This is a genomic window from Mesorhizobium sp. CA16 (assembly GCF_020165175.1).
Taxonomy (GTDB): Bacteria; Pseudomonadota; Alphaproteobacteria; order Rhizobiales; family Rhizobiaceae; genus Mesorhizobium.
Genome location: NZ_JAIUHP010000009.1, coordinates 88,808 through 109,072, shown reverse-complemented (window position 1 = coordinate 109,072; position 20,265 = coordinate 88,808). Strand labels below are relative to the sequence as shown.

Genomic DNA, 20,265 nt, shown 5'->3' with positions numbered 1-20,265 from the left:
GTTCGTACGGCGCCCTGCCTCCCCTCGATGGGGAGGTCGCGGCGAAGCCGCGGGTGGGGGTGGTTGGCGCCAACGTCCATGCTGACCCCCACCCCGACGCTACGCGTCGACCCTCCCCACAAGGAGGAGGGTAAGGGAACTCACCGGCCGCCGATGACGCCGATATAGTCAGACACCCAGCGGTAATAGGGCACGCACTGGTCGTTCTGGCTGGCGCATTTCGACACCGGCGTCTTCCAGAACTTGATCTTGTCGAAATTGTCGTAGCCGTTGGTCTTGCAACCCTCGTCGGTCAAAAGCTCATTGCCCTTGCAGGCGGCGGGTACGACGGGCAGCGAGCCGAACCAGGCCGAAACGTCGCCCTGGACCTTCGGCGATAGCGAATGCTCGAGCCACATATAGGCGCAGTTCGGATGGGCGGCGTCGGCTTCCATCATGGTGGTGTCGGCCCAGCCGGTGACGCCCTCTTCCGGCACGGTCGAGGCGACCGGTTTCTTAGCGGCGACCAGCGTGTTCACTTGATAAGGCCATGAGCCGGAAGCGACCACGCCCTCGTTCTGGAAGTCGTCGACCTGGATCGCGGCATCGTGCCAGTAGCGGCCGACCAGCGTGCGCTGCGTGCGCAAGAGCTCGAGCGCCGCCTTGTACTGGTCTTCGTTGAGCTCGTAGGGATCCTTGATGCCGAGCTCCGGCTTGTGGAACATCAAATAGTTGGCGGCGTCGGCGATGTGGATCGGGCCGTCATAAGCCTGGACGCGGCCCTTGTTCGACTTGCCGTCGGGCAGCTTCATTTCCTCGAAGACGACGTTCCAGCTCTTGGGCGCTTCCTTGAAGACTTCGGTGTTGTACATCAGGATGTTCGGACCCCACTGGTAGGGAACGCCGTAATGCACCTTGTCGACGGTGAACCAGGGCGCGTCCTTCAGGCGGTCGTCGACGGTCTTCCAGCTCGGGATGAGATCGGTGTTGATCGGCTGCACGCGCTTGCCGGCAACGAGGCGCAGCGATGCATCGCCCGAAGCGGTGACCAGGTCGAAGCCGCCCTCGTTCATCAGGGAGACCATCTCGTCCGAGGTGTTGGCGGTCTTGACGTTGACCTTGCATCCGCTTTCCTTCTCGAAAGCCGTCACCCAGTCGTAATTCTTGTCGGTCTCGCCGCGCTCGATATAGCCGGGCCAGGCAACGATGTTGACCTCGCCCTCGCCCTTGCCGAGTTCCTTGACCTGGGCCATGGCCTGACCGGAAAAAGTCAGCGCGACAGTCAGCGCCGTGCACGACTTCAGGAATGCATTCATCGTCGATCTCCCATTTTGGCGCATGACCCCGAAGACCGGCTCGGTTTTCGGAAAGGATATGCGCAAACGACAAGGGTCGGAGCTTCATGCTCCGACGGCAGCGCTCTCGAGGCGCGGCTTTGTTCCCTGAGCGAAAGTGCGGTGAAAAATCCGGTTTCGCAAATTCATTTATCAGAAAGCCAATATCGGTTTTACCGATACCATTCCGGACGGGAGGCTACAGCGAAGTCGCCGAATCCAAGCGTTTCGCGTTTTTCCTGGAACTGCTCTTTTCAGGGCCGCTGGCGCGCCATGCGCTGCGACTGCGCGAGGCCGATGAAATCGCGAGCCGCCTGCGGCAGGGCGGAGCCGCGACGCCAGACCGTGCCGACCTGGACCACCGGCAGCGAGCCGGAAACGTCGCGCGATTCGATGCGGTCGCCTTCCAGCGACCAGGGCCTGTAGACGAGGTCGGGCAGCAGCGCCACGCCGGCGCCGGTGGCGACCAGGCTGCGCACCGCCTCGACCGAGCGGGTGCGGAAGGCGACATGCGGCCTGGCGCCGATCGCCGACAGCAGCTTGCCGGTGTTCTCCTCGATCTCGTCGACCGTGAGCATGATCAGCGGCTCGGAGACGATGTCATTGACCCCGATGATGTCGGCGCTGGCGAGCCTGTGGCTGAGCGGAATCCACAGCCTGTAGGCCGAGACTTCCAGGATTTCCGACTGCAGCGCTGTGCGGTCGCGCAGGTTGGACGTCACCATGACGGCGATGTCGAGCTTGCCGCCGACCAAAAGGTGCTCGAGATAATCGCCATTGTCCTCGATTGCCGAGACCTCGACGCCGGGATAGGCGCGCCGGTAGCGGGCGAGCAGGTCGGATAGGACATAGCCGGCGACCAGCGAGGTGACGCCGAGTTGCAGCCGCCCGCCAGCGGCGGCCTGCTCGCTGGAGAAAGAGCGGCGCGCGTCGGAAACGTCGGCCAGGATCTTGGTCGCGTGGCGCAGGAACTGATGGCCCTTGTGGGTGATGTTGAGGCCACGTGGGTGGCGCTCGAAGAGTTCGACGCCGAGATCGCTCTCCAGTTCCTTGATCGCCTCGGTGACCGAGGACTGGGAAATCGACAGGTTCTGCGCGGCGCCCGAGACAGTGCCCTGCTCGGCGACGGCGACGAAGTACTGCAATTGGCGGATGGTGAAAGCCATGGCCGGACTAAACACCGGCCAACGTGGCGTTGGGAAGTGGGGCAAGCTCCGAAACTTGACCACCTTCCGATTCGTAACTAACTAAGTTACATGAAACGCAACAGCCGACTGTCCTCGACCCTGCATATCCTCGTTCATATGGCCGACGCCCCCGAGCGGGCACTGACCTCCGAACGGCTTGCCGGCTTCATCCACACCAACCCGGTGGTGGTGCGCCGCACCATTGCCGGGCTGCGGGAGGCCGGCATCGTCAGCTCGTCGCGCGGCCATGGCGGCGGCTGGCAGCTCGGCCGCGCGCCGGACAAGATCTCGCTGGCCGAGATCAGCGGCGCGCTCGGCGAGACGCTGTTGCCGTTCAGCACCGAACCGGAAAGTCCCGGATGCCTAGTCGAGCAGGCGGTGATCGCCGTGCTCGACGATTTTCGCCTGGAGGCGGAAAGGCTGCTCACTGAGCGGCTCAGCCATATCACGCTGGCCGACCTGACGGCCGATTTCCGCCGCCGTTATGACCTCATTGGAGTATCCAGCCATGCAGTATGATGTGATCGTCGTCGGCGGCAGCTTTGCCGGCCTGTCCGCCGCCATGTATGCGGCGCGCGGGCGGCGCAAGGTGCTGGTGATCGATGCCGGCGAGCCGCGGAATCGATTTGCCGAACATTCGCACGGCTTCTTCGGCCAGGACGGACGGGCGCCGGCAGACATTCTCGGCGAGGCCAGGGCACAGCTGCTTGCCTATCCTGCCGTCAGGATGATCGAGGGCCGCGCCGAGCGGGCCGCCATTGCCGGCACTGGATTCGAGGTTCGGATGGACGATGGCGAGCGTTTCGGTGCGACGCGGCTGGTGCTGGCCACCGGCGTCCGGGACATCCTGCCGGACGTTCCAGGACTTGCCGCGCATTGGGGCAAGACGGTGCTGCATTGCCCTTATTGCCACGGCTACGAGGTGGCCGGCGGGCCGCTCGGCGTGCTGGCGACCGGACCGATGTCGCTGCACCAGGCCGAGCTGATCTCCGACTGGGGCGACGTCACGCTGTTCGCCGGCGGTTTGTTCGAACCGGACGCTGACCAGGCGCGGATATTGGAGAAGCGCAACATCCGGTTCGAGCCGGGCAAGGTGAGCGAAGTGCAGAACGACGGGTCCGGCGGTCTGGTCGTCAAGCTCGACGGCAATCGCAGCGCGAGCGTGCGGGCGCTGTTCACCGCGCCGCGCAACGTGATGGCAAGTCCGCTTGCCGAACAGCTTGGCTGCGCCTTCAACGAAGGCCCGCTCGGCAAGGCGGTCGTCGTGGACGACAAGCAGCAGACATCGGTGCCTGGCGTCTTCGCGGCAGGAGACGCCGCGCGCCTGATGCACAACATCGCCTTCGCGGTGTCGGGCGGCGCGATGGCCGGGGTTGCGGCGCACCAGTCGCTGGTGTTCGGCTAGCTCTTATCCCTTGGGCGACGTCAGGCCGCGGCGATACTGACCCGGGCGCCGGCCTGACTCAGCGCGGCGGCTATATCGCGTGGCGGCGGCTGGTCGGTGGCAAGCTCGGAAAAGCCATCGAAGCCGCAGACCCGGACCAGTCCCTGGCGGCCGAACTTGGAATGGTCGGTGACGACCAGCGAGCGATGGCCGCGCGACAGCACCATGCGGGCGAACTCCGCCTCGTCCAGATCATAGTCGGTCAGGCCGGCGGCCGCATCGACGGCTCCGATCGAGATCACGGCATGATCGACCGAAAAGCGGCTGACGAACTCGATCGCCGAAATGCCGAAAGCCGCGCCCGAATCGCTGCGCAGCTCGCCGCCCGCCATGTAGACCTTGTTGCCGTTCACCGTCGCCAGCGTGCGGGCAATGTCGGAGGAATTGGTGACCACCGTCAGCCGGCGATGGCCGAGCAGCTCGCGCGCGAGGAAGGATGTGGTCGTGCCGGTATCGAGCATGATCGCCTCGCCATCGCGGATCGTAGCCGCGACCATCCTGGCGATCAGGCGCTTGGCTCCGGCATTTTCGCGCATGCGCCGCTCGAACGGCGCCTCGCCCACAATCGAGGCAAGGCCGACGGCGCCGTGCATCTTCAGCACCGACCCGTCATCGGCGAGCGGCTTGACATCGCGCCGCACGGTTTCCAGCGAGACGCCGAGCCGCTCGGCGAGGCTGGCTATGGTGATCGTGCCCTCCTCGCTGAGGAGCCGCAGGATTTCGCCGTGCCGTTTCGAATGGATCATCGGTGTGTCCGGGAATTCTGACCGAATTTAATGCTTTGCCGACGCTTTGAAAGGAGTCGCTTATATTTTCGGGCAAAACACCCAAAAAAGGTCACAGCTTTTGGATTGACAGCGCTGCCACGCTGGCGTGACATTGACCTTGTGACAGGCTCGGAACTGCCGCGGGAGGGTGATGGCAGAGCCGCAACCTAGTGACCAGATCGCCTGGAACCAGCCAGGCGCGAGCTTTTATCGAATCCGCGGGGGCGGATGCCGGGATATCATACCTGGCCAAGGGGCTCGTCGGTGCGGTGCGGGATACCGATCCTGGCGTCTCGCACCGACGAGGCTTTTTCATGTTCTCCCAGCCTTGTTTTCCGCGGGACCGGTTGGGGCCGGAGCGAAGCCGTGAGTGCCGAAGACCGCATCCGCGCCTTGCCGTGCTGGAACGGCGGCATTGAGATCGAGCCGCTGCCGGGCGGCCTCAGCAACGCCAATTTTGTCGTCACCGACGCGGCAGGGCGGCATGTCGTGCGCTTCGGCCAGGACTTCCCTTTCCACCATGTCTTTCGCGAGCGCGAGGTGATGACGGCACGGGCGGCGCATGCGGCGGGCTTCGCGCCGGCCGTGCATTATGCCGAGCCCGGCATCCTGGTGACGGAATTTCTCGGCGCCAAGACCCTCCTGGGAGAGGATGTGCGGGCCAATCTCGGCCGCGTGGCCGCGCTGCTGCGCGGCTTTCACCGCGAGATGCCGAAGCATGTCTCCGGCGCCGGTTTCATGTTCTGGGTGTTTCACGTCATCCGCGACTATGCGCGCACGCTGGACGAGGGCGGCAGCCGCAAGAAGGCTGAGCTGCCACGTTATCTGGCCCTGGCGGACGAGCTCGAGCGGGCGCAAAAGCTGCTGCCCATCGTCTTCGGCCATAACGACCTTTTGCCGGCGAACATCCTCGACGACGGCAAGCGGCTGTGGCTGATCGATTTCGAGTATGCCGGCTTCAACACGGCAATGTTCGACCTCGCCGGCGCCGCCTCGAACGCCGGCCTGAGCGATGACGAATCCTTCGCCTTCATGACCGCCTATTTCATGAAGGAGCCGGACGGCGAAATCCGCCGATCGCATGCCGCCATGCAATGCGCCTCGCTGCTGCGCGAAGCGATGTGGAGCATGGTGTCCGAGCTTTATCTCGACGCGCCCGGCATCGACTATGTCGCCTATAGCGAGGAAAACCTCGTCCGGCTCGACGCGGCGCTGGACAACTACCGGACGAAATACGGAACCAGATCATGACCTTGCCCAGCCATGCCGAAATCGTCGTCATCGGCGGTGGCATCATCGGCTGTTCCACTGCCTACCACCTGGCGCGCGACCATAGGACGGATGTGGTGCTGCTCGAGCAGGGCAAGCTGACCTCTGGCTCGACCTGGCACGCCGCCGGCCTGGTCGGGCAGCTGCGCTCCTCCGCCTCGATCACGCGCGTGCTCAAATATTCGGTCGAGCTTTACAAGGGGCTGGAGGCCGAGACGGGCCTGGCGACCGGCTGGAAGATGACCGGCTGTCTGCGGCTGGCGACGAATGCCGACCGCTGGACCGAGTTCAAGCGGCTGGCGACGACGGCCAAAAGCTTCGGCATGGATATGCAGCTGCTGTCGCCGGCGGAGGTGAAGCGCATGTGGCCGCTGATGGAGACAAGCGACCTTGTCGGCGCTTCCTGGCTGCCGACCGACGGACAGGCGAGCCCCTCCGACATCGCCCAGTCGCTCGCCAAGGGCGCCCGCATGCATGGCGCGAAACTGTTCGAGGGCGTGCGCGTCACCGGCTTTACGATGAAGGACGGCCGCATCACGGCGGTGAAGACTTCACAAGGCGACATTGCCTGCGACAAGGTGGTGAACTGCGCTGGACAATGGGCAAGGCAGGTCGGCGCGATGGCCGGCATCAACGTGCCGCTGCAGCCGGTCAAGCACCAGTACATCATCACCGAGAAGATCGCGGGCCTTGCGACCGACGCGCCGACAATCCGCGACCCCGACCGCCGCACCTATTTCAAGGAAGAGGTCGGCGGGCTGGTGATGGGGGGCTACGAGCCCAACCCGCAGGCCTGGGCAACCGGACTTCCCGGCGGCGATGTCCCGAACGACTGGGAATTCCGCCTGTTCGATGACGACTACGATCATTTCGAGCAGCACATGACCCAGGCGATCGCGCGTGTTCCGGCGCTGCAAACCGCCGGCGTCAAGCAGATGATCAACGGATCGGAGAGTTTCACGCCGGACGGCAACTTCGTCCTCGGCGCAGCACCGGAATGCGCCAACATGTTCGTCGGCGCCGGCTTCAACGCCTTCGGCATCGCTTCCGGCGGCGGCGCAGGATGGGTGCTGGCGCAATGGGTGGTCGACGGCGAGGCGCCGCTCGACCTCTGGGTGGTCGACATCCGCCGCTTCTCCGGCCTGCACCGCGACCGCGACTGGGTCCGCGACCGCACGCTGGAGGCCTATGGCAAGCATTACACGATCGGCTTCCCGCACGAGGAGTATCTCTCCGGGCGGCCGCGCATCGTCTCGCCGCTCTATGAGCGGCTGAAGATGCATCGCGCCGTGTTCGGCTCCAAGCTTGGCTGGGAGCGGCCGAACTGGTTTGCGCCGGATGGCGCGGCCGCCGAGGACGTCTATTCGATGGGCCGCCAGAACTGGTTCGGCCCGGTCGGCGACGAGCACCGTCATGTGCGCGAGAAGGTCGGCATCTTCGACCAGTCCTCCTTCGCCAAATACGAGCTGACCGGCACTGACGCGCTGAAGGCGCTCGACTGGATCTGCGCCAACGACGTCGACAAGCCGGTCGGACGGCTGACCTACACGCAGCTTCTCAATACGCGCGGCGGCATCGAGGCCGACCTCACCGTGTCGCGGCTCGGCGAGAACCGGTTCTACATCGTCACCGGCACGGGCTTCCGCACGCATGACCTCTCCTGGATCGGCGACCATATAGGCCACGGGCTGGATGCCAGGCTGACCGACGTCACGGAGGATTTCGGCACGCTGTCGCTGATGGGGCCGCGCGCCCGCGACGTGCTGTCGGCGGTGACGGACGCCGATGTCTCAAACGCCGCCTTCCCCTTCGGCCATGCGCGCGAGATCGCAATAGCCGGCCACAGCGTGAAGGCGCTGCGCGTCACCTATGTCGGGGAACTGGGCTGGGAGCTGCATGTGCCGATCGCCGCCACCGGCGAGGTTTTCGATGCGCTGATGGCGGCGGGCAAGGCGCATGGCATTCGCCCGGTCGGCTACCGGGCGCTGGAATCGCTGCGACTGGAGAAGGGCTATCGCGCCTGGGGTTCCGACATCACGCCGAACGATATGCCGCAGGAGGCGGGGCTCGGCTGGGCCGTGAAGCTTCGCAAGAATACCGACTTCATCGGACGCCGGGCGCTGGAGAAGGCAGCCGGCAAGCCGCCGATGAAACGCTTTGCCGGCTTCACGGTTGACGACCCGGAGATCGTGCTGGTCGGACGCGAGACGATCCTGCGCAATGGCGACCCGGTCGGTTACCTGACCAGCGGCGGCTACGGCTACACGGTGGGCAAGAATATCGGCTACGGCTATGTGCGCAATGCCGACGGCGTCAGCGACGATTTTCTGGCCTCGGGCGACTATGAGCTTGTCGTGGCGATGGAGCGCACGCCGGCAAAGATCCATCTCGAGCCGATGTATGACCCGGCCGGGGCAAGGATAAAGGCTTGATCGACGAAACGGTCAGCTGACACGCAGCACAAGTCCCCTGCTCGGCACGGTATCGGACTCGCCCGGCATCGAGGCGTAGGGCGCCGTTTCCTCGAGGCGCTTCAACCTGCCCTGAACCTCAAGTCCGGCAATGCGCTCGGCGAAGCCTGATTGCCACAGCGTGTTCTTGACGGTCAGCACGATGATCCCGCCTGGGCGGCAGATGCGGATCAACTCGTCCAGTCCCTCAGCCCCGACATGGCCCGAGGTGAAGACGCCCGCCGAAACAATGCCGGCATAGGCGCCGTCGGCGAAGGGCAAAGTATCGCCCATCGCCAGGCGATGCAGTGCACTGTAGACGCCCTTGGCGTCGGCCTTGTCCAGCATGCCTTGCGAGATGTCGAGCGCCTCGACCTTCGGATAGCCGGTGATGGCCAGCCATTCGCCGATCAGGCCGGTGCCGGCGCCCGCATCGAGCAAGGGTTCGGCGCCGCGCGGCAGGTGCCTGGCAAGCAGCGCCAGACAGATCGTCGGGTGGCGATAGCCGGCGGCCGACATGTCGGCATCATAGGTCTCGGACCAGCTGTCATAGATCGCCGCCACTTCCTCAGGCCGCTTCGCGGCGTAGGCCGCGCTTAGCGAGCCGCTGTGCTTGCCGTCCGCCATTTCTGCTCCCGCCGCCGATTCGTATCCGCAATGGTAGCCAAGCGGCAAAAACTGTGGAACCGTTCCGCTGTAAAACATCGTGTGATGGTAAAGGGGATGACGATGGACGAGGCGCGCGCCGCGTTGGCCACCATTCCGGCGCTGGCAGGCTATGACGGGCCGCTGGAGCGTTTGGCCGGCCTGACCAACAAGGTCTACCGGGCCGGCGAAGCGTGTCTGCGCATTCCCGGCAAGGGCACGGAAGAATATATCAACCGCACCAACGAGGCAGTGGCGGCACGCGAAGCGGCCAGGGCCGGAGTCAGCCCCGAGGTGCTTTATGCCGATCCGGCGTCCGGCCTGATGGCGACGCGCTTCATCGCCGGTGCCGAGACGATGTCGCCGGAGAAATTCAAGGCGCGGTCGGGCAGCCCCGCGCGAGCGGGCTACGCCTTCCGCAAGCTGCATGCTTCGGGCGCGGTGTTCCCCTTCCGCTTCGAATTGTTCGCGATGATCGACGACTATCTCAAGGTCTTATCGACGAAGGACGTGGCGCTGCCCGCCGGCTATCACGACGTGGTGCGCGAGGCAGGCGCGGTGCGCGCCGCGCTTGCCGCGCACGCCATCCCGCTCGCCGCCTGCCACTGCGATCCGCTGTGCGAAAATTTCCTCGATACGGGCGAGCGGATGTGGATCGTCGACTGGGAATATTCCGGCATGAACGATCCGCTGTGGGACCTCGGCGACCTTTCGGTCGAGGGCCGGTTCGATGCGGACCAGGATGAGGAACTGATGCGCGCCTATTTCGGCGGCGAGGCGAGGCCGGCGGCGCGCGGACGTATCGTCATCTACAAGGCGATGTGCGACCTTTTATGGACGCTCTGGGGATTGATCCAGCTCGCCAACGACAATCCGGCCGACGATTTCCGCGCCTATGCCGACGGTCGCTTTGCCCGCTGCAAGGCGCTGATGGAGACCGCGGAATTTTCGCGGCACCTCGCTGCCGTGCGCGCGGGTTAGGCACCGGAAAAGCCAAGCCTTCAAGCTTTTGTTTTCATACATGTCGTTATCGCAAAACCGCTGCACACTTTTGCGCGACATGCATTAATTCACGCCCTTCAGCACGTTCTCCGGCGGCACCTCGGTCTCCACCACCTTCTGGCGATGGAAGATGAACATGCCGGCAAGCACGACGATGGCGGCACCGACGAGAATGCGCGGGCCGGGCATGTCGCCGAAGAAGGCCAGTCCGAAGACCACCGCCCACAGAAGCAGGCTGTAGTGCAGCGGCGCCAGCGTCGAGGCCGGCGCCAGCTTCAGCGCCCTCGTGATCATCAGATGCGCGGCGCAGGAGACGACACCGAGTAGTAGCATGGCGCCGAAATCGAGCGCCGACGGCGTGCGCCAAGCACCGATGGTGAGCAGGCCGCCGACAATCAGCGTGCCGATCGTCTGCCAGGTCACCAAAGTCGTGTCGCTGGTGCCGCGCAGGAGGCGGCCGAGGATGATGGCAAAGCCGAAGGCGATACTGCCCACCAGCGCGAAGGCCGATGACAGCGAGAAGGCCGCCGAGGACGGCTTGAGAATGATCAGCACGCCGCAGAAGCCGACCAGGATCGCCAGCCAGCGCCGCCAGCCGACCTTTTCGCCGAGCAGCAAGTGCGACAGCGCCGCGACATAGATCGGCCCGGCCATGTAGAAGCTCATTACGTCGGCGAGCGGCAGGTAGACGACCGCGGCGTAGAAAAGCCCGGTATCGGCGGTGGTGGCCACGACACGCAGGAACTGCAAAACCGGCCGGTCCATGTGAAACAGCCTGGCCGTGCCCTGGTTGGCGATCATCGGGCCCAGCACGATGAAGGCGCCGATCGAGCGGATCAGCACCACCTGCCCGACTGAAAAGGAGGCGACCAGCCATTTGCCCATCGCGTCGTTCAGCGCGAACATGAAGTCGCCGGCCAGCATCAAGAGGATGCCGGCGAGCAACATGTTCCTGATCGTGAAATTTCGGGCGAGCAAGGCCATGCCGCTCCCTAGCCGCAAGCGGCCGGCTTGACGAGGGAAAATGGGGCGATCGGTAAGACCAGCGGCGGAAATCGGCTGGTTCTAGCCGGCCTTATGCCGCCTGTTCACCTGCGCCGGCCGTCCCGCGATCGAAAGCCGCGTTTCCTGCTTCGTCCGCTCAGCCACCACTTTGCCCCTGGCGATGACGCAGAGGCGTTCGGGGCGCAGGCGAACGGCCTCGATCGCATTGCCGGCATCGAGCACAACGAGGCTCGCCCGCTTGCCGACGGCAAGGCCCAGATGATCGAGCCCCATGATGGCGGCGTTGACGTTGGTCACCATGTCGAAGCAGCGCGCCATGTCGGCCGGGCTCGACATCTGCGCGACATGCAGGCCCATGAAGGCGACGTCGAGCATGTCGGCGGTGCCCAGCGAATACCAGGGATCGAGCACGCAATCCTGGCCCCAGCCGACGCGGATGCCGAGCGCCTGCATCTCCTTGACACGGGTCAGGCCGCGCCGCTTCGGGAAGGTGTCGTGGCGCCCCTGCAGCATGATGTTGATCAGCGGATTTGGGATTGCCGATACACCGGCCTCGGCGATGAGCGGCAAAAGCTTCGAGACGTAATAATTGTCCATCGAATGCATCGATGTGAGGTGCGAGCCGGCCACCCTGCCCTGCAACCCAAGGCGCTGCGTTTCATAGGCCAGCTGCTCGATATGGCGCGACAGCGGATCGTCAGTCTCGTCGCAATGCATGTCGACCATCAGGCCGCGTTTGGCCGCGATCTCGCAAAGCTCGGTCACCGAGCGGGCGCCCTCGGCCATGGTGCGCTCGAAATGCGGGATGCCGCCGACGATGTCGACGCCCATGTCGAGCGCGCGGATGGTGTTTTCACGAGCATTCGGCGAGCGGTAGAGGCCGTCCTGCGGAAACGCGACCAGTTGTAGGTCGATATAGGGCGCGACGGTTTTCTTCACATCGAGCAGGGCTTCCACCGCGAGCAGCCGGTCGTCGCAGACATCGACATGGCTGCGGATGGCGAGCAGGCCCATCGACACGGCCCAGTCGCAATAGGCGAGCGCGCGCTCGCGCACGGCCTCATGCGTCAAAAGCGGCTTCAGCTCGCCCCAGAGCGCGATGCCCTCGAGCAGCGTGCCCGACGCATTGATGCGCGGAATGCCGTAGGAGAGCGTGGCGTCCATATGGAAATGCGGATCAACGAAAGGCGGCGAGACGAGATTGCCGCTCGCGTCGATTTCGGCCGGCGCCGAACCCTGGAGCTTTGGTTCGATCGCGACGATGGTCTCGCCCGCAATCCCTATGTCGGCAATCCTGCCATCCGGCAGCGTGCCGCCGCGCACGATCAAGTCGAAATCCATCTGCCGTCGTCCCCAATACCAGAATCGGCTGCTATCGTGACCGAAAAGACAGCCTGCCGCAGCCTTTTCTTTCCCTCGACGGCGAAAGGTTCCATCCGGCCTCAACTCGCTCTATAAGCCGCCACGCGCCCTTGTGGCGAATCCGAATTTCTCACAGCCAGCCATAGGATCGGCCGTTGTTTCGCTTCTTCCGCTCGACGGAAAACCAACGCCTCATCGCGAGGCTGGTAAGAGAATCCTTCCACGACCATAAGTTCGGCTATGGCGCGGCCATATTGTCGATGCTGGTGGTCGCCCTCATGACGGGGGCAAGCGCCTGGATCCTGCGCGAAATCACCAACGAGTTCGTGGTCTATAAGCGGATAGACCGCGTCAACCTGATTGCCGGGGGTGTGGCGGCGATCTTTGTTCTCAAGGGCATCGCGACTTTCGTCCAGACCTATTTCATGAGCCGCGTCGGCAATGCCATCATTGCCGACCGGCAGCGCAAGATCTACGACCGTATCCTGGCGCAAGGCATCGAATTCTACCATTCGACCTCGTCTTCCGACCTGATCACCCGCATGACCAACAACGCGCAGGCGGCGCGCAGCGTGCTCGACCTCGTCGTCACGTCCTATGTGCGCGACCTGGTGACGTTGGTTGTGCTGGTGATGGTCATGGTCTGGCAACAGCCGGCGCTGTCGCTGATCTGCTTCGTCGTCGGACCGGTGGCGATCTACGGCGTCAACCGCATCCTGAGACGCGTCCGCAAGATCGCGGCGATGGAATTCATCTCGCTCGGCCAGATCGTGCATGTGATGCAGGAAACGGCGATCGGCGTGCGGGTCGTCAAATCCTTCAATCTCGAAGCCGCTATGCGCAAGCGCATGCACAAGGCGGTGTCGGACGTCGAAACCCGTGCCAACAACATCGCCACGCTGGAAGCCGCCACCAGCCCGGTGATGGAAACGCTGGCCGGGCTGGCGATTGCCGGCGCCGTGCTGGTCAGCGGCCTGCTGGTGCTGCAGGGCGGCCAGATGCCGGGCAACATCATGGCCTTCATCGCCGCGCTGCTGCTGGCCTATGAGCCGGCAAAGCGCCTGGCCCGCGTCCGCATCTCGCTGGAGACGGGCATTGTCGGCGTGCGCATGATGTTCCAGCTCGCCGACCGGCCGCTGACGCTGGCCGAGAAACCCGGCGCCACGCCGCTCCAACCCGGTCCGGGCGAAATCCGCTTCGACAATGTCAGCTTCGCCTATCCGGAAAGCCCTCCGGTGTTCGAAGGATTCAACCTGACGCTTGACGCCGGCAAGATGACGGCGCTGGTCGGACCGTCGGGCAGCGGCAAGTCGACGATCCTGAACCTGATCATGCGCATGTATGATCCGCAGACCGGCAAGGTGATGTTCGACGGCCAGGACATCTCGTTCGCGACGCTCGATTCGCTCAGGCGCAAGATCGCCTATGTCAGCCAGGACACGTTCCTGTTTGCCGGCACCGTCATGCACAACATCCGCCTCGGCCGCGAGGACGCGACCGACGAAGAGGTGATCGCCGCCGCCAAGGCCGCCAACGCGCATGACTTCATCAGCGCCATGACCAAGGGTTACGACACGGAGGTCGGCGAGAACGGCTCGCTGTTGTCCGGAGGCCAGCGCCAGCGCATTTCGATCGCGCGCGCCATGCTGCGCAACGCCGAGATCCTGCTGCTCGACGAGGCGACCAGCGCGCTCGATGCCGAATCGGAAGCGCTGTTCCGCGACGCGCTGCAGCAGCTTACCGTCGGGCGCACGACGATCGTGATCGCGCACCGGCTGTCGACCGTGCACCAAGCCGACACGATCGTGGTGCTGGAAAAGGGCAAAGTAGTGGAAAGCGGCCCGCACAAGACGCTGCTCAAGCAGGGCGGGCTCTACCAGAAGCTTTATGAATATCAGCTGATGCCGTGACGCAGCGCCTCTCCTTCTCCCCCTGCGGGAGAAGGTGTCGCCGAAGGCGACGGATGAGGGGTGTTCCAGCTTGGTGGCGCCGTTCATCCAGTCGGAATTTGCGAGCGTCTCGCTCCGCTGGAGCACCCCTCATCCGTCTCGGCGCTGCGCGCCGATCCACCATCTCCCCAAGGGGAGAAGGGGAAGCGCTCCTTACTCCGGCACTTTGCGCACCGCGCCCTTGTCGGCGCTGGTGGCGAAAGCCGCATAGGCACGCAATGCCGTCGTCACCTTGCGCTTGCGCTTCTCGGCCGGCTTCCAGGCGTCTGCGCCCTTGGCGTTCATCGCAGCCCGGCGCGCTTCGAGCTCGGCATCGCTGATGGCGAGGCGAATAGTGCGGTTGGGTATGTCGATCTCGATCGTGTCGCCTTCCTGGACCAAGCCGATGGCGCCGCCTTCGGCGGCTTCCGGCGAGACGTGGCCAATGGAAAGGCCCGACGTGCCGCCGGAGAAGCGGCCGTCGGTGATCAGCGCGCAGGCTTTGCCGAGGCCCTTCGACTTCAGGTAGCTGGTCGGGTAGAGCATCTCCTGCATGCCGGGGCCGCCGCGCGGTCCCTCGTAGCGGATGACGACGATGTCGCCGGCCTTGATCTCGTTACCGAGGATCGCCTTGACCGAGGCGTCCTGGCTTTCGAAGACGCGGGCCGGGCCGGTGAATTTCAGGATGGATTCATCCACGCCGGCAGTCTTCACGATGCAGCCGTCGAGCGCCAGATTGCCCTTCAAGACGGCAAGACCGCCATCCTTCGAGAACGGCGTCCTGGCCGAGCGGATGACGCCCTTCTCACGGTCGAGATCGAGTTCGTCCCAGCGGCGGTCCTGGCTGAAGGCGACCTGGGTCGGCACGCCGCCGGGAGCGGCGAGGAAGAAGTCGCGGACGTTTTCGGCAGAGGTGCGCGAAATATCCCAGTGGTCGAGGGCCTCGCCGAGGGTCGCCGTATGCACCGTCGGCAGGTCGCGATTGATCAGACCGGCCTCGTCGAGCTGGCCGAGGATGGCCATGATGCCGCCGGCGCGGTGGACGTCCTCCATGTGCACGTCGGACTTGGCCGGCGCCACCTTGCAGAGCACCGGCACCTTGCGCGACAGCCGGTCGATGTCCTCCATGGTGAAGTCGACCTCTCCTTCATGCGCGGCGGCAAGAATATGCAGCACCGTGTTGGTCGAACCGCCCATGGCGATATCGAGCGCCATGGCGTTCTCGAAGGCGCCCTTGGAGGCGATGCTGCGCGGCAGTGCCGTCTCGTCGTCCTGCTCGTAATAGCGCTGGGCGAGATCGACGATGAGATGGCCGGCCTCGACGAACAGGCGCTTGCGGTCGGCATGGGTGGCCAAGGTCGAGCCGTTGCCCGGCAGCGACAGACCCAGCGCCTCGGTCAGGCAGTTCATCGAATTGGCGGTGAACATGCCGGAGCAGGAGCCGCAGGTCGGGCAGGCCGAGCGCTCGATGACCTTGACGTCCTCATCGGAGATCTTGTCGTCGGCGGCCGCGACCATGGCGTCGACCAGATCGAGCGCCTGCGCCTTGCCGGCCAGCACCACCTTGCCGGCCTCCATCGGACCGCCGGAAACGAAGACGGTCGGGATATTGAGGCGCAGCGAGGCCATCAGCATGCCGGGGGTGATCTTGTCGCAGTTGGAGATGCAGACCATGGCGTCGGCGCAATGCGCGTTGACCATGTATTCGACGGAATCGGCGATCAGCTCGCGCGACGGCAGCGAATAGAGCATGCCGTCGTGACCCATCGCGATGCCGTCGTCGACCGCGATGGTATTGAACTCCTTGGCGACGCCGCCAGCCTTCTCGATCTCGCGCGCGACGAGCTGGCCGAGATCCTTCAGATGGACATGGCCCGGCACGAACTGGGTGAAGGAATTGACCACCGCGATGATCGGCTTGCCGAAATCCGAATCCTTCATGCCGGTGGCGCGCCAGAGGCCGCGAGCGCCGGCCATGTTGCGGCCATGGGTGGTGGTGCGGGAACGATAGGCGGGCATTCGATTGTCCTTGCTGGCTGGCCACACCGATGCGCGGCGGGCGGCGCTCGAATTTAGTCGGCAGCGGTTATAGCGGCCATGTCTCGGCATGACCACCATTTTGCGCTGCGACAGCATGCTTCGGCAAATTTGCGCTTTTCAGAAAATTTTTGTTGCCGCTGTCGGATGACGCTTCGCTGAAGCGTCCTTGAGGCAGACGGCATCGAAATGGCACGAAATCGCCACCGAACCGTTTGACAACGAAGCCAACATGAAGCCCGAGGAGCAAGGCATGCAGAAGATCACCACCTTCCTGTGGTTCGACGACCAGGCCGAGGAGGCCATGAATCACTACATCTCCATCTTCAAGAATTCGAAGGTGCTGAGCGTGACGCGCTGGCCCAAAGGCCATCCCCAGGAAGGCCAGGTGCTGGTCGCCTCGTTCGAGCTCGACGGCGTGCAATTCCAAGCCCTCAACGGCGGGCCGCAATACAAGTTCACCGAAGCGATCTCGCTGTCGATCGACTGCAAGACGCAGGAAGAGGTGGATCATTTCTGGACCAGGCTCACCGAAGGCGGCGAACCGGGACGCTGCAGCTGGCTGAAGGACAAGTTCGGGGTTTCCTGGCAGGTCGTGCCGGAGCAACTGCCGCGGCTGCTTCAGGATCCGGACCGCGAGAAAGCCGGCCGCGTGATGTCCGCGATGATGCAGATGGGCAAGATCGAAATCGACAAACTGGAAGCGGCGGCGAAGGGGTGAGCACTTTTTCCTTCTCCCCTTGTGGGAGAAGGTGGATCGGCGCGTCGCGCCGAGACGGATGAGGGGTGTTCCAGCGGAGTGAGGCGTCGGTGTTCCCTGGAACACCCCTCATCCGACCTCGCTTCGCGAGGCCACCTTCCCCCACAAGGGGGGGAAGGGAGAAACACTCACGCCGCTTTGCCGCGCACCTGGTAATCCTTGACCGCGGTGAAGCGGATCGCTTTCCAGCGCTCGGCTTCGTAGTTGAGCGAGAAGGCGTGCTGGGCGAGGAAGACCGGGTCGTTGTCGAGGTCGCGGGCGATGTCGCCGCGATGCGCCTCGATAAAACGCTGGACTTCCGCCTTGTCGTCGGCCGAGATCCAGCGGCAGATCGAGAAACGCGACATCTCGAAATCAACCGGCAGCGTGTATTCGATGTTCAGCCGTTCCTTCAGAACGTCGAGCTGCAGCGCGCCGACGACGCCGACGATGGCCGGCGAGCCGTCCTCGGGTGAGAACAGCTGCACGACGCCTTCCTCGGCCATCTGGTGCAGCGCTTCCTTCAGCTTCTTGGCCTTCATGGCGTCGCCGAGGCGCACGCGGCGCAGGATTTCGGGCGCGAAGTTCGGCACGCCGCGGAACAGGATCTCCTCGCCTTCGGTCAGCGTGTCGCCGATGCGCAGCGTGCCGTGGTTGGGGATGCCGACGACGTCGCCAGCGAAGGCCTCGTCGGCGGTGACGCGGGTGCGGGCGAAGAAGAACTGCGGCGCCGACAGGCTCATCGGCTTACCGGTGCGCACCAGCTTGGCCTTCATGCCGCGCTCAAGCTTGCCCGAGCAGACGCGGACGAAGGCGATGCGGTCGCGGTGGTTCGGATCCATGTTGGCCTGGATCTTGAAGACGAAGGAGGTCATCTTCTCCTCCGTCGCCTCGACCGTTCGCTCGTCGGCTTCCTGGGCGCGCGGCGGCGGGCCGTAGGCGCCGAGCGCCTCGATCAGGTCGCGCACGCCGTAATTGCGCAACGCCGAGCCGAAATAGACCGGCGTCAGGTGGCCTTCGCGAAAGGCTTCCACGTCGAGCGGGCGACAAGCCTCCCGCGCGAGTTCCAGTTCCTCGATGAAGGCTTCGCGCTCGTTTTCGGGCAAAAGGCCGGCGACGCGGTTGGAATCGGGCCCGTTGACCGGCGTGCGCTCCTTTTCCGCGTCGCCCTTGCGCACCGCGTTCAGCGCCAGGTGGTAGGTGCCGGAAAAGGTCCTGCCACGGCCGATCGGCCAGGTGACGGGCGCGGTGTCCAGCGCCAGCTTCTGCTCGATCTCGTCGAGGATTTCGAACGGATCGCGGCTCTCGCGGTCCATCTTGTTGACGAAGGTTATGATCGGAATGTCGCGCAGCCGACAGACCTCGAACAATTTCAGCGTGCGCGGCTCGATGCCCTTGGCGGCGTCGATGACCATGACCGCCGAATCCACCGCCGACAGCGTGCGATACGTGTCGTCGGCGAAATCCTCGTGGCCGGGCGTGTCGAGCAGGTTGAAGACGTTGTCGTCATATTCGAAGGTCATCACCGAGGTAACGACCGAGATGCCGCGCTCGCGCTCGATCTTCATCCAGTCGGACCGGGTCTGGATGCGGTCCTTCTTGGCCTTAACCTCGCCGGCGAGCTGGATGGCGCCGCCGAACAGCAGCAGCTTTTCGGTGAGCGTGGTCTTGCCGGCGTCAGGGTGCGCGATGATCGCGAAGGTGCGGCGGCGCGATACCGCCTGTTCGATGTCTTCTGCCAATTTCTGGAATCCTGTCTGTGGCGCGGGCTTCTAGCAGCGCTTGTCCGGCGTGTCGACGGTTTTGGAGAGACCGGTTCGACCGGCGCAGCAGAGAGACGTGCCGTCGGCAAAAGACCTTGGTCCTCAATTCCACATTCCGTCGCGATCGATCTTGCCGCCGTACCTGGTGACCGACGATATTTCCAAGCGTTTGATACCGATGTCGCGCAACAGGTAGTCCGGCAGCTCGTCCAGCCAGGCGCGATCCCTGCGAATGCGGACCATCCGCGCGAGGACGCGCAGGCCGGAACGGCATATTTCGACGGCTGTCGCGAAGAAACGCCCGTTAACGGATGAGCGGGCGACGGGCTTCATTCCCATGCGAAGGGATGGCATGATCATCTTCCTTTTGTTTGAACGAAAGGATCGGGAGGGCCGTGCAGGCCCTCCCGAAGACGCTGCGCGTGTCAGGACCGGTCGTGCTCGCAGCTCACATAAGGGTTCCAGTCGGCGAACATGCCGGCCGGGTTGTGCCGCCAGTGCCAGACATGGAGCTCGTAATACGGGTCCACCGGATGGACTCCCACCGTCGTCTTGCGCTGCAGGGTGCGGCCGAGGAATTCGGGTACACCTTTGCCCTTCCAGTCCTTTTCGAAGACGATGTATTCCATGCCGACGAGCTGCATCGAGCCATCGGCCTCCGGCTCGTAGGTCAGCACATCTGGCTCGCCGAGCACGAGCCTGCCGTCGCCGGCCCGCTCGGGATGGATGAAGTGGACGCCCATCGTTCCGTGCTGGTCATGCGTCGTGCATTCGAACAGTTGCCGATAGCCGTCCGCCTTGGCGACCTCGATGTCGAAATACTTGGCCGCCATCTCCCGAGACCGGTTGAGCACCGGATCGGGCATGTCGTGGGCGACCGCGGTGCCGCAAAACAGCGCGGAGGCGCCGACGGCAAGGACAATTTCGGCAAAGCGCTTCACGATCGATCCTCCCCGTCAGGCTGCGGCGTAAGCCGTCGTCGGATCGAACAGGCGCTTGACCTGCGTGATCTTCGTTGCCGGGAAGCCGCTCATCTTGGCATGACGCTGGATGATCGCCTCGTCCTTGGCGAGATAGACGCAAAAGGTCTTGTCGTCCGCCACGAAGGATTCGACCCACTGGATGTCGGGGCCAAGCTCGGCCAGAACGGCATTTGAGGCCTTGGACGCATCGCGAAGCTGCTCGCGCTCGAAGGTGCCGACCTTGGGAATCTCGCGTTCGATGATGTATTTGTGCATATCATAATCTCCTTGATCTGGGTTCAAATGCCACCGGGCGCCCGACCAGGTCGGTGCCCGTGACATCCCGGGGGCCGCTGAGCTAAACTGCAGCTTGGCCCGCCAGGCAGACGGAG

Annotated in this window: 18 protein-coding genes; 7 read left to right on the top strand and 11 right to left on the bottom strand. The window is 64.3% G+C overall.

Going from position 1 to position 20,265, the window contains the following annotated elements; translation table 11 throughout:
• Positions 1-140: 140 nt before the first annotated feature.
• Positions 141-1,295 carry an ABC transporter substrate-binding protein gene (locus LB525_RS14780; RefSeq protein WP_224545149.1) on the bottom strand — a complete coding sequence of 385 codons (1,155 nt, stop codon included), beginning with the start codon at positions 1,293-1,295 and terminating at the stop codon, positions 141-143.
• A gap of 272 nt (positions 1,296-1,567) precedes the next feature.
• Positions 1,568-2,479 carry a LysR substrate-binding domain-containing protein gene (locus LB525_RS14775; RefSeq protein WP_224545148.1) on the bottom strand — a complete coding sequence of 304 codons (912 nt, stop codon included), beginning with the start codon at positions 2,477-2,479 and terminating at the stop codon, positions 1,568-1,570.
• Between the two features lie 90 nt (positions 2,480-2,569).
• On the opposite strand from LB525_RS14775, the gene LB525_RS14770 reads away from it, so the two are divergent.
• Positions 2,570-3,019, top strand: coding sequence for an RrF2 family transcriptional regulator (locus LB525_RS14770; protein WP_224526927.1), 450 nt, complete (start codon positions 2,570-2,572; stop codon positions 3,017-3,019).
• Entirely contained in the window at positions 3,009-3,905 is an 897-nt protein-coding gene (locus LB525_RS14765; RefSeq protein WP_224545147.1) for an NAD(P)/FAD-dependent oxidoreductase, read from the top strand. The genes LB525_RS14770 and LB525_RS14765 overlap by 11 nt, the downstream gene beginning before the upstream one ends.
• 20 nt (positions 3,906-3,925) lie before the next feature.
• On the opposite strand, the gene LB525_RS14760 is transcribed toward LB525_RS14765, so the two are convergent.
• On the bottom strand, positions 3,926-4,690 hold the full coding sequence (locus tag LB525_RS14760) for a DeoR/GlpR family DNA-binding transcription regulator (protein ID WP_224526931.1): 765 nt from the start codon (positions 4,688-4,690) through the stop codon (positions 3,926-3,928).
• 387 nt (positions 4,691-5,077) lie between these two features.
• Here LB525_RS14760 and LB525_RS14755 point away from each other — a divergent pair, with 387 nt between their 5' ends.
• Both LB525_RS14755 and LB525_RS14750 read left to right on the top strand, forming a co-directional pair.
• On the top strand, positions 5,078-5,962 hold the full coding sequence (locus tag LB525_RS14755; protein ID WP_224545146.1) for a phosphotransferase: 885 nt from the start codon (positions 5,078-5,080) through the stop codon (positions 5,960-5,962).
• Entirely contained in the window at positions 5,959-8,412 is a 2,454-nt protein-coding gene (locus tag LB525_RS14750; protein WP_224545145.1) for an FAD-dependent oxidoreductase, read from the top strand. The genes LB525_RS14755 and LB525_RS14750 overlap by 4 nt, the downstream gene beginning before the upstream one ends.
• A 12-nt stretch (positions 8,413-8,424) precedes the next feature.
• Here the strand turns inward: LB525_RS14750 and LB525_RS14745 are convergent, their stop codons facing one another.
• Positions 8,425-9,057 carry a class I SAM-dependent DNA methyltransferase gene (locus LB525_RS14745; RefSeq protein WP_224526937.1) on the bottom strand — a complete coding sequence of 211 codons (633 nt, stop codon included), beginning with the start codon at positions 9,055-9,057 and terminating at the stop codon, positions 8,425-8,427.
• A gap of 96 nt (positions 9,058-9,153) precedes the next feature.
• On the opposite strand from LB525_RS14745, the gene LB525_RS14740 reads away from it, so the two are divergent.
• Positions 9,154-10,056: a phosphotransferase family protein gene (locus LB525_RS14740; protein WP_224526940.1), complete on the top strand. Its 903-nt coding sequence runs from the start codon at positions 9,154-9,156 to the stop codon at positions 10,054-10,056.
• An 84-nt stretch (positions 10,057-10,140) separates the two neighbouring features.
• Here LB525_RS14740 and LB525_RS14735 read toward each other — a convergent pair whose 3' ends face one another.
• Together LB525_RS14735 and LB525_RS14730 are read right to left on the bottom strand one after the other, a co-directional pair.
• Entirely contained in the window at positions 10,141-11,061 is a 921-nt protein-coding gene (locus tag LB525_RS14735) for a DMT family transporter (RefSeq protein ID WP_224526943.1), read from the bottom strand.
• 81 nt (positions 11,062-11,142) lie between these two features.
• Positions 11,143-12,423 carry an amidohydrolase family protein gene (locus LB525_RS14730; RefSeq protein ID WP_224526946.1) on the bottom strand — a complete coding sequence of 427 codons (1,281 nt, stop codon included), beginning with the start codon at positions 12,421-12,423 and terminating at the stop codon, positions 11,143-11,145.
• A gap of 176 nt (positions 12,424-12,599) precedes the next feature.
• Here LB525_RS14730 and LB525_RS14725 point away from each other — a divergent pair, with 176 nt between their 5' ends.
• Positions 12,600-14,354 (top strand): ABC transporter ATP-binding protein, encoded by a 1,755-nt coding sequence (locus LB525_RS14725; RefSeq protein ID WP_224545144.1) that lies wholly within the window; start codon positions 12,600-12,602, stop codon positions 14,352-14,354.
• 192 nt (positions 14,355-14,546) lie between these two features.
• Here the strand turns inward: LB525_RS14725 and ilvD are convergent, their stop codons facing one another.
• On the bottom strand, positions 14,547-16,391 hold the full coding sequence (ilvD, locus tag LB525_RS14720) for a dihydroxy-acid dehydratase (RefSeq protein ID WP_224526950.1): 1,845 nt from the start codon (positions 16,389-16,391) through the stop codon (positions 14,547-14,549).
• A gap of 271 nt (positions 16,392-16,662) precedes the next feature.
• Here ilvD and LB525_RS14715 point away from each other — a divergent pair, with 271 nt between their 5' ends.
• Entirely contained in the window at positions 16,663-17,130 is a 468-nt protein-coding gene (locus tag LB525_RS14715; RefSeq protein ID WP_224545143.1) for a VOC family protein, read from the top strand.
• 167 nt (positions 17,131-17,297) lie between these two features.
• On the opposite strand, the gene LB525_RS14710 is transcribed toward LB525_RS14715, so the two are convergent.
• The 4 genes from LB525_RS14710 to LB525_RS14695 all read right to left on the bottom strand — a co-directional run bounded on the left by LB525_RS14710 (position 17,298) and on the right by LB525_RS14695 (position 20,149).
• Positions 17,298-18,890, bottom strand: coding sequence for a peptide chain release factor 3 (locus LB525_RS14710; protein ID WP_224545142.1), 1,593 nt, complete (start codon positions 18,888-18,890; stop codon positions 17,298-17,300).
• Between the two features lie 123 nt (positions 18,891-19,013).
• Positions 19,014-19,265: a DUF1127 domain-containing protein gene (locus LB525_RS14705; protein WP_224526952.1), complete on the bottom strand. Its 252-nt coding sequence runs from the start codon at positions 19,263-19,265 to the stop codon at positions 19,014-19,016.
• Positions 19,266-19,336: 71 nt separating this feature from the next.
• Positions 19,337-19,852 (bottom strand): hypothetical protein, encoded by a 516-nt coding sequence (locus LB525_RS14700; RefSeq protein WP_140843938.1) that lies wholly within the window; start codon positions 19,850-19,852, stop codon positions 19,337-19,339.
• A 15-nt stretch (positions 19,853-19,867) separates the two neighbouring features.
• Positions 19,868-20,149: a DUF4242 domain-containing protein gene (locus LB525_RS14695; protein ID WP_140843940.1), complete on the bottom strand. Its 282-nt coding sequence runs from the start codon at positions 20,147-20,149 to the stop codon at positions 19,868-19,870.
• Between the last annotated feature and the right edge of the window lie 116 nt (positions 20,150-20,265).

Coding starts and splice junctions, on each gene's coding strand:
- LB525_RS14780 (WP_224545149.1), bottom strand. CDS start 1,295: ATGAATGCATTCCTGAAGTCGTGCACGGCGCTGACTGTCGCGCTGACT.
- LB525_RS14775 (WP_224545148.1), bottom strand. CDS start 2,479: ATGGCTTTCACCATCCGCCAATTGCAGTACTTCGTCGCCGTCGCCGAG.
- LB525_RS14770 (WP_224526927.1), top strand. CDS start 2,570: ATGAAACGCAACAGCCGACTGTCCTCGACCCTGCATATCCTCGTTCAT.
- LB525_RS14765 (WP_224545147.1), top strand. CDS start 3,009: ATGCAGTATGATGTGATCGTCGTCGGCGGCAGCTTTGCCGGCCTGTCC.
- LB525_RS14760 (WP_224526931.1), bottom strand. CDS start 4,690: ATGATCCATTCGAAACGGCACGGCGAAATCCTGCGGCTCCTCAGCGAG.
- LB525_RS14750 (WP_224545145.1), top strand. CDS start 5,959: ATGACCTTGCCCAGCCATGCCGAAATCGTCGTCATCGGCGGTGGCATC.
- LB525_RS14745 (WP_224526937.1), bottom strand. CDS start 9,057: ATGGCGGACGGCAAGCACAGCGGCTCGCTAAGCGCGGCCTACGCCGCG.
- LB525_RS14740 (WP_224526940.1), top strand. CDS start 9,154: ATGACGATGGACGAGGCGCGCGCCGCGTTGGCCACCATTCCGGCGCTG.
- LB525_RS14735 (WP_224526943.1), bottom strand. CDS start 11,061: ATGGCCTTGCTCGCCCGAAATTTCACGATCAGGAACATGTTGCTCGCC.
- LB525_RS14730 (WP_224526946.1), bottom strand. CDS start 12,423: ATGGATTTCGACTTGATCGTGCGCGGCGGCACGCTGCCGGATGGCAGG.
- ilvD (WP_224526950.1), bottom strand. CDS start 16,391: ATGCCCGCCTATCGTTCCCGCACCACCACCCATGGCCGCAACATGGCC.
- LB525_RS14715 (WP_224545143.1), top strand. CDS start 16,663: ATGCAGAAGATCACCACCTTCCTGTGGTTCGACGACCAGGCCGAGGAG.
- LB525_RS14705 (WP_224526952.1), bottom strand. CDS start 19,265: ATGCCATCCCTTCGCATGGGAATGAAGCCCGTCGCCCGCTCATCCGTT.
- LB525_RS14695 (WP_140843940.1), bottom strand. CDS start 20,149: ATGCACAAATACATCATCGAACGCGAGATTCCCAAGGTCGGCACCTTC.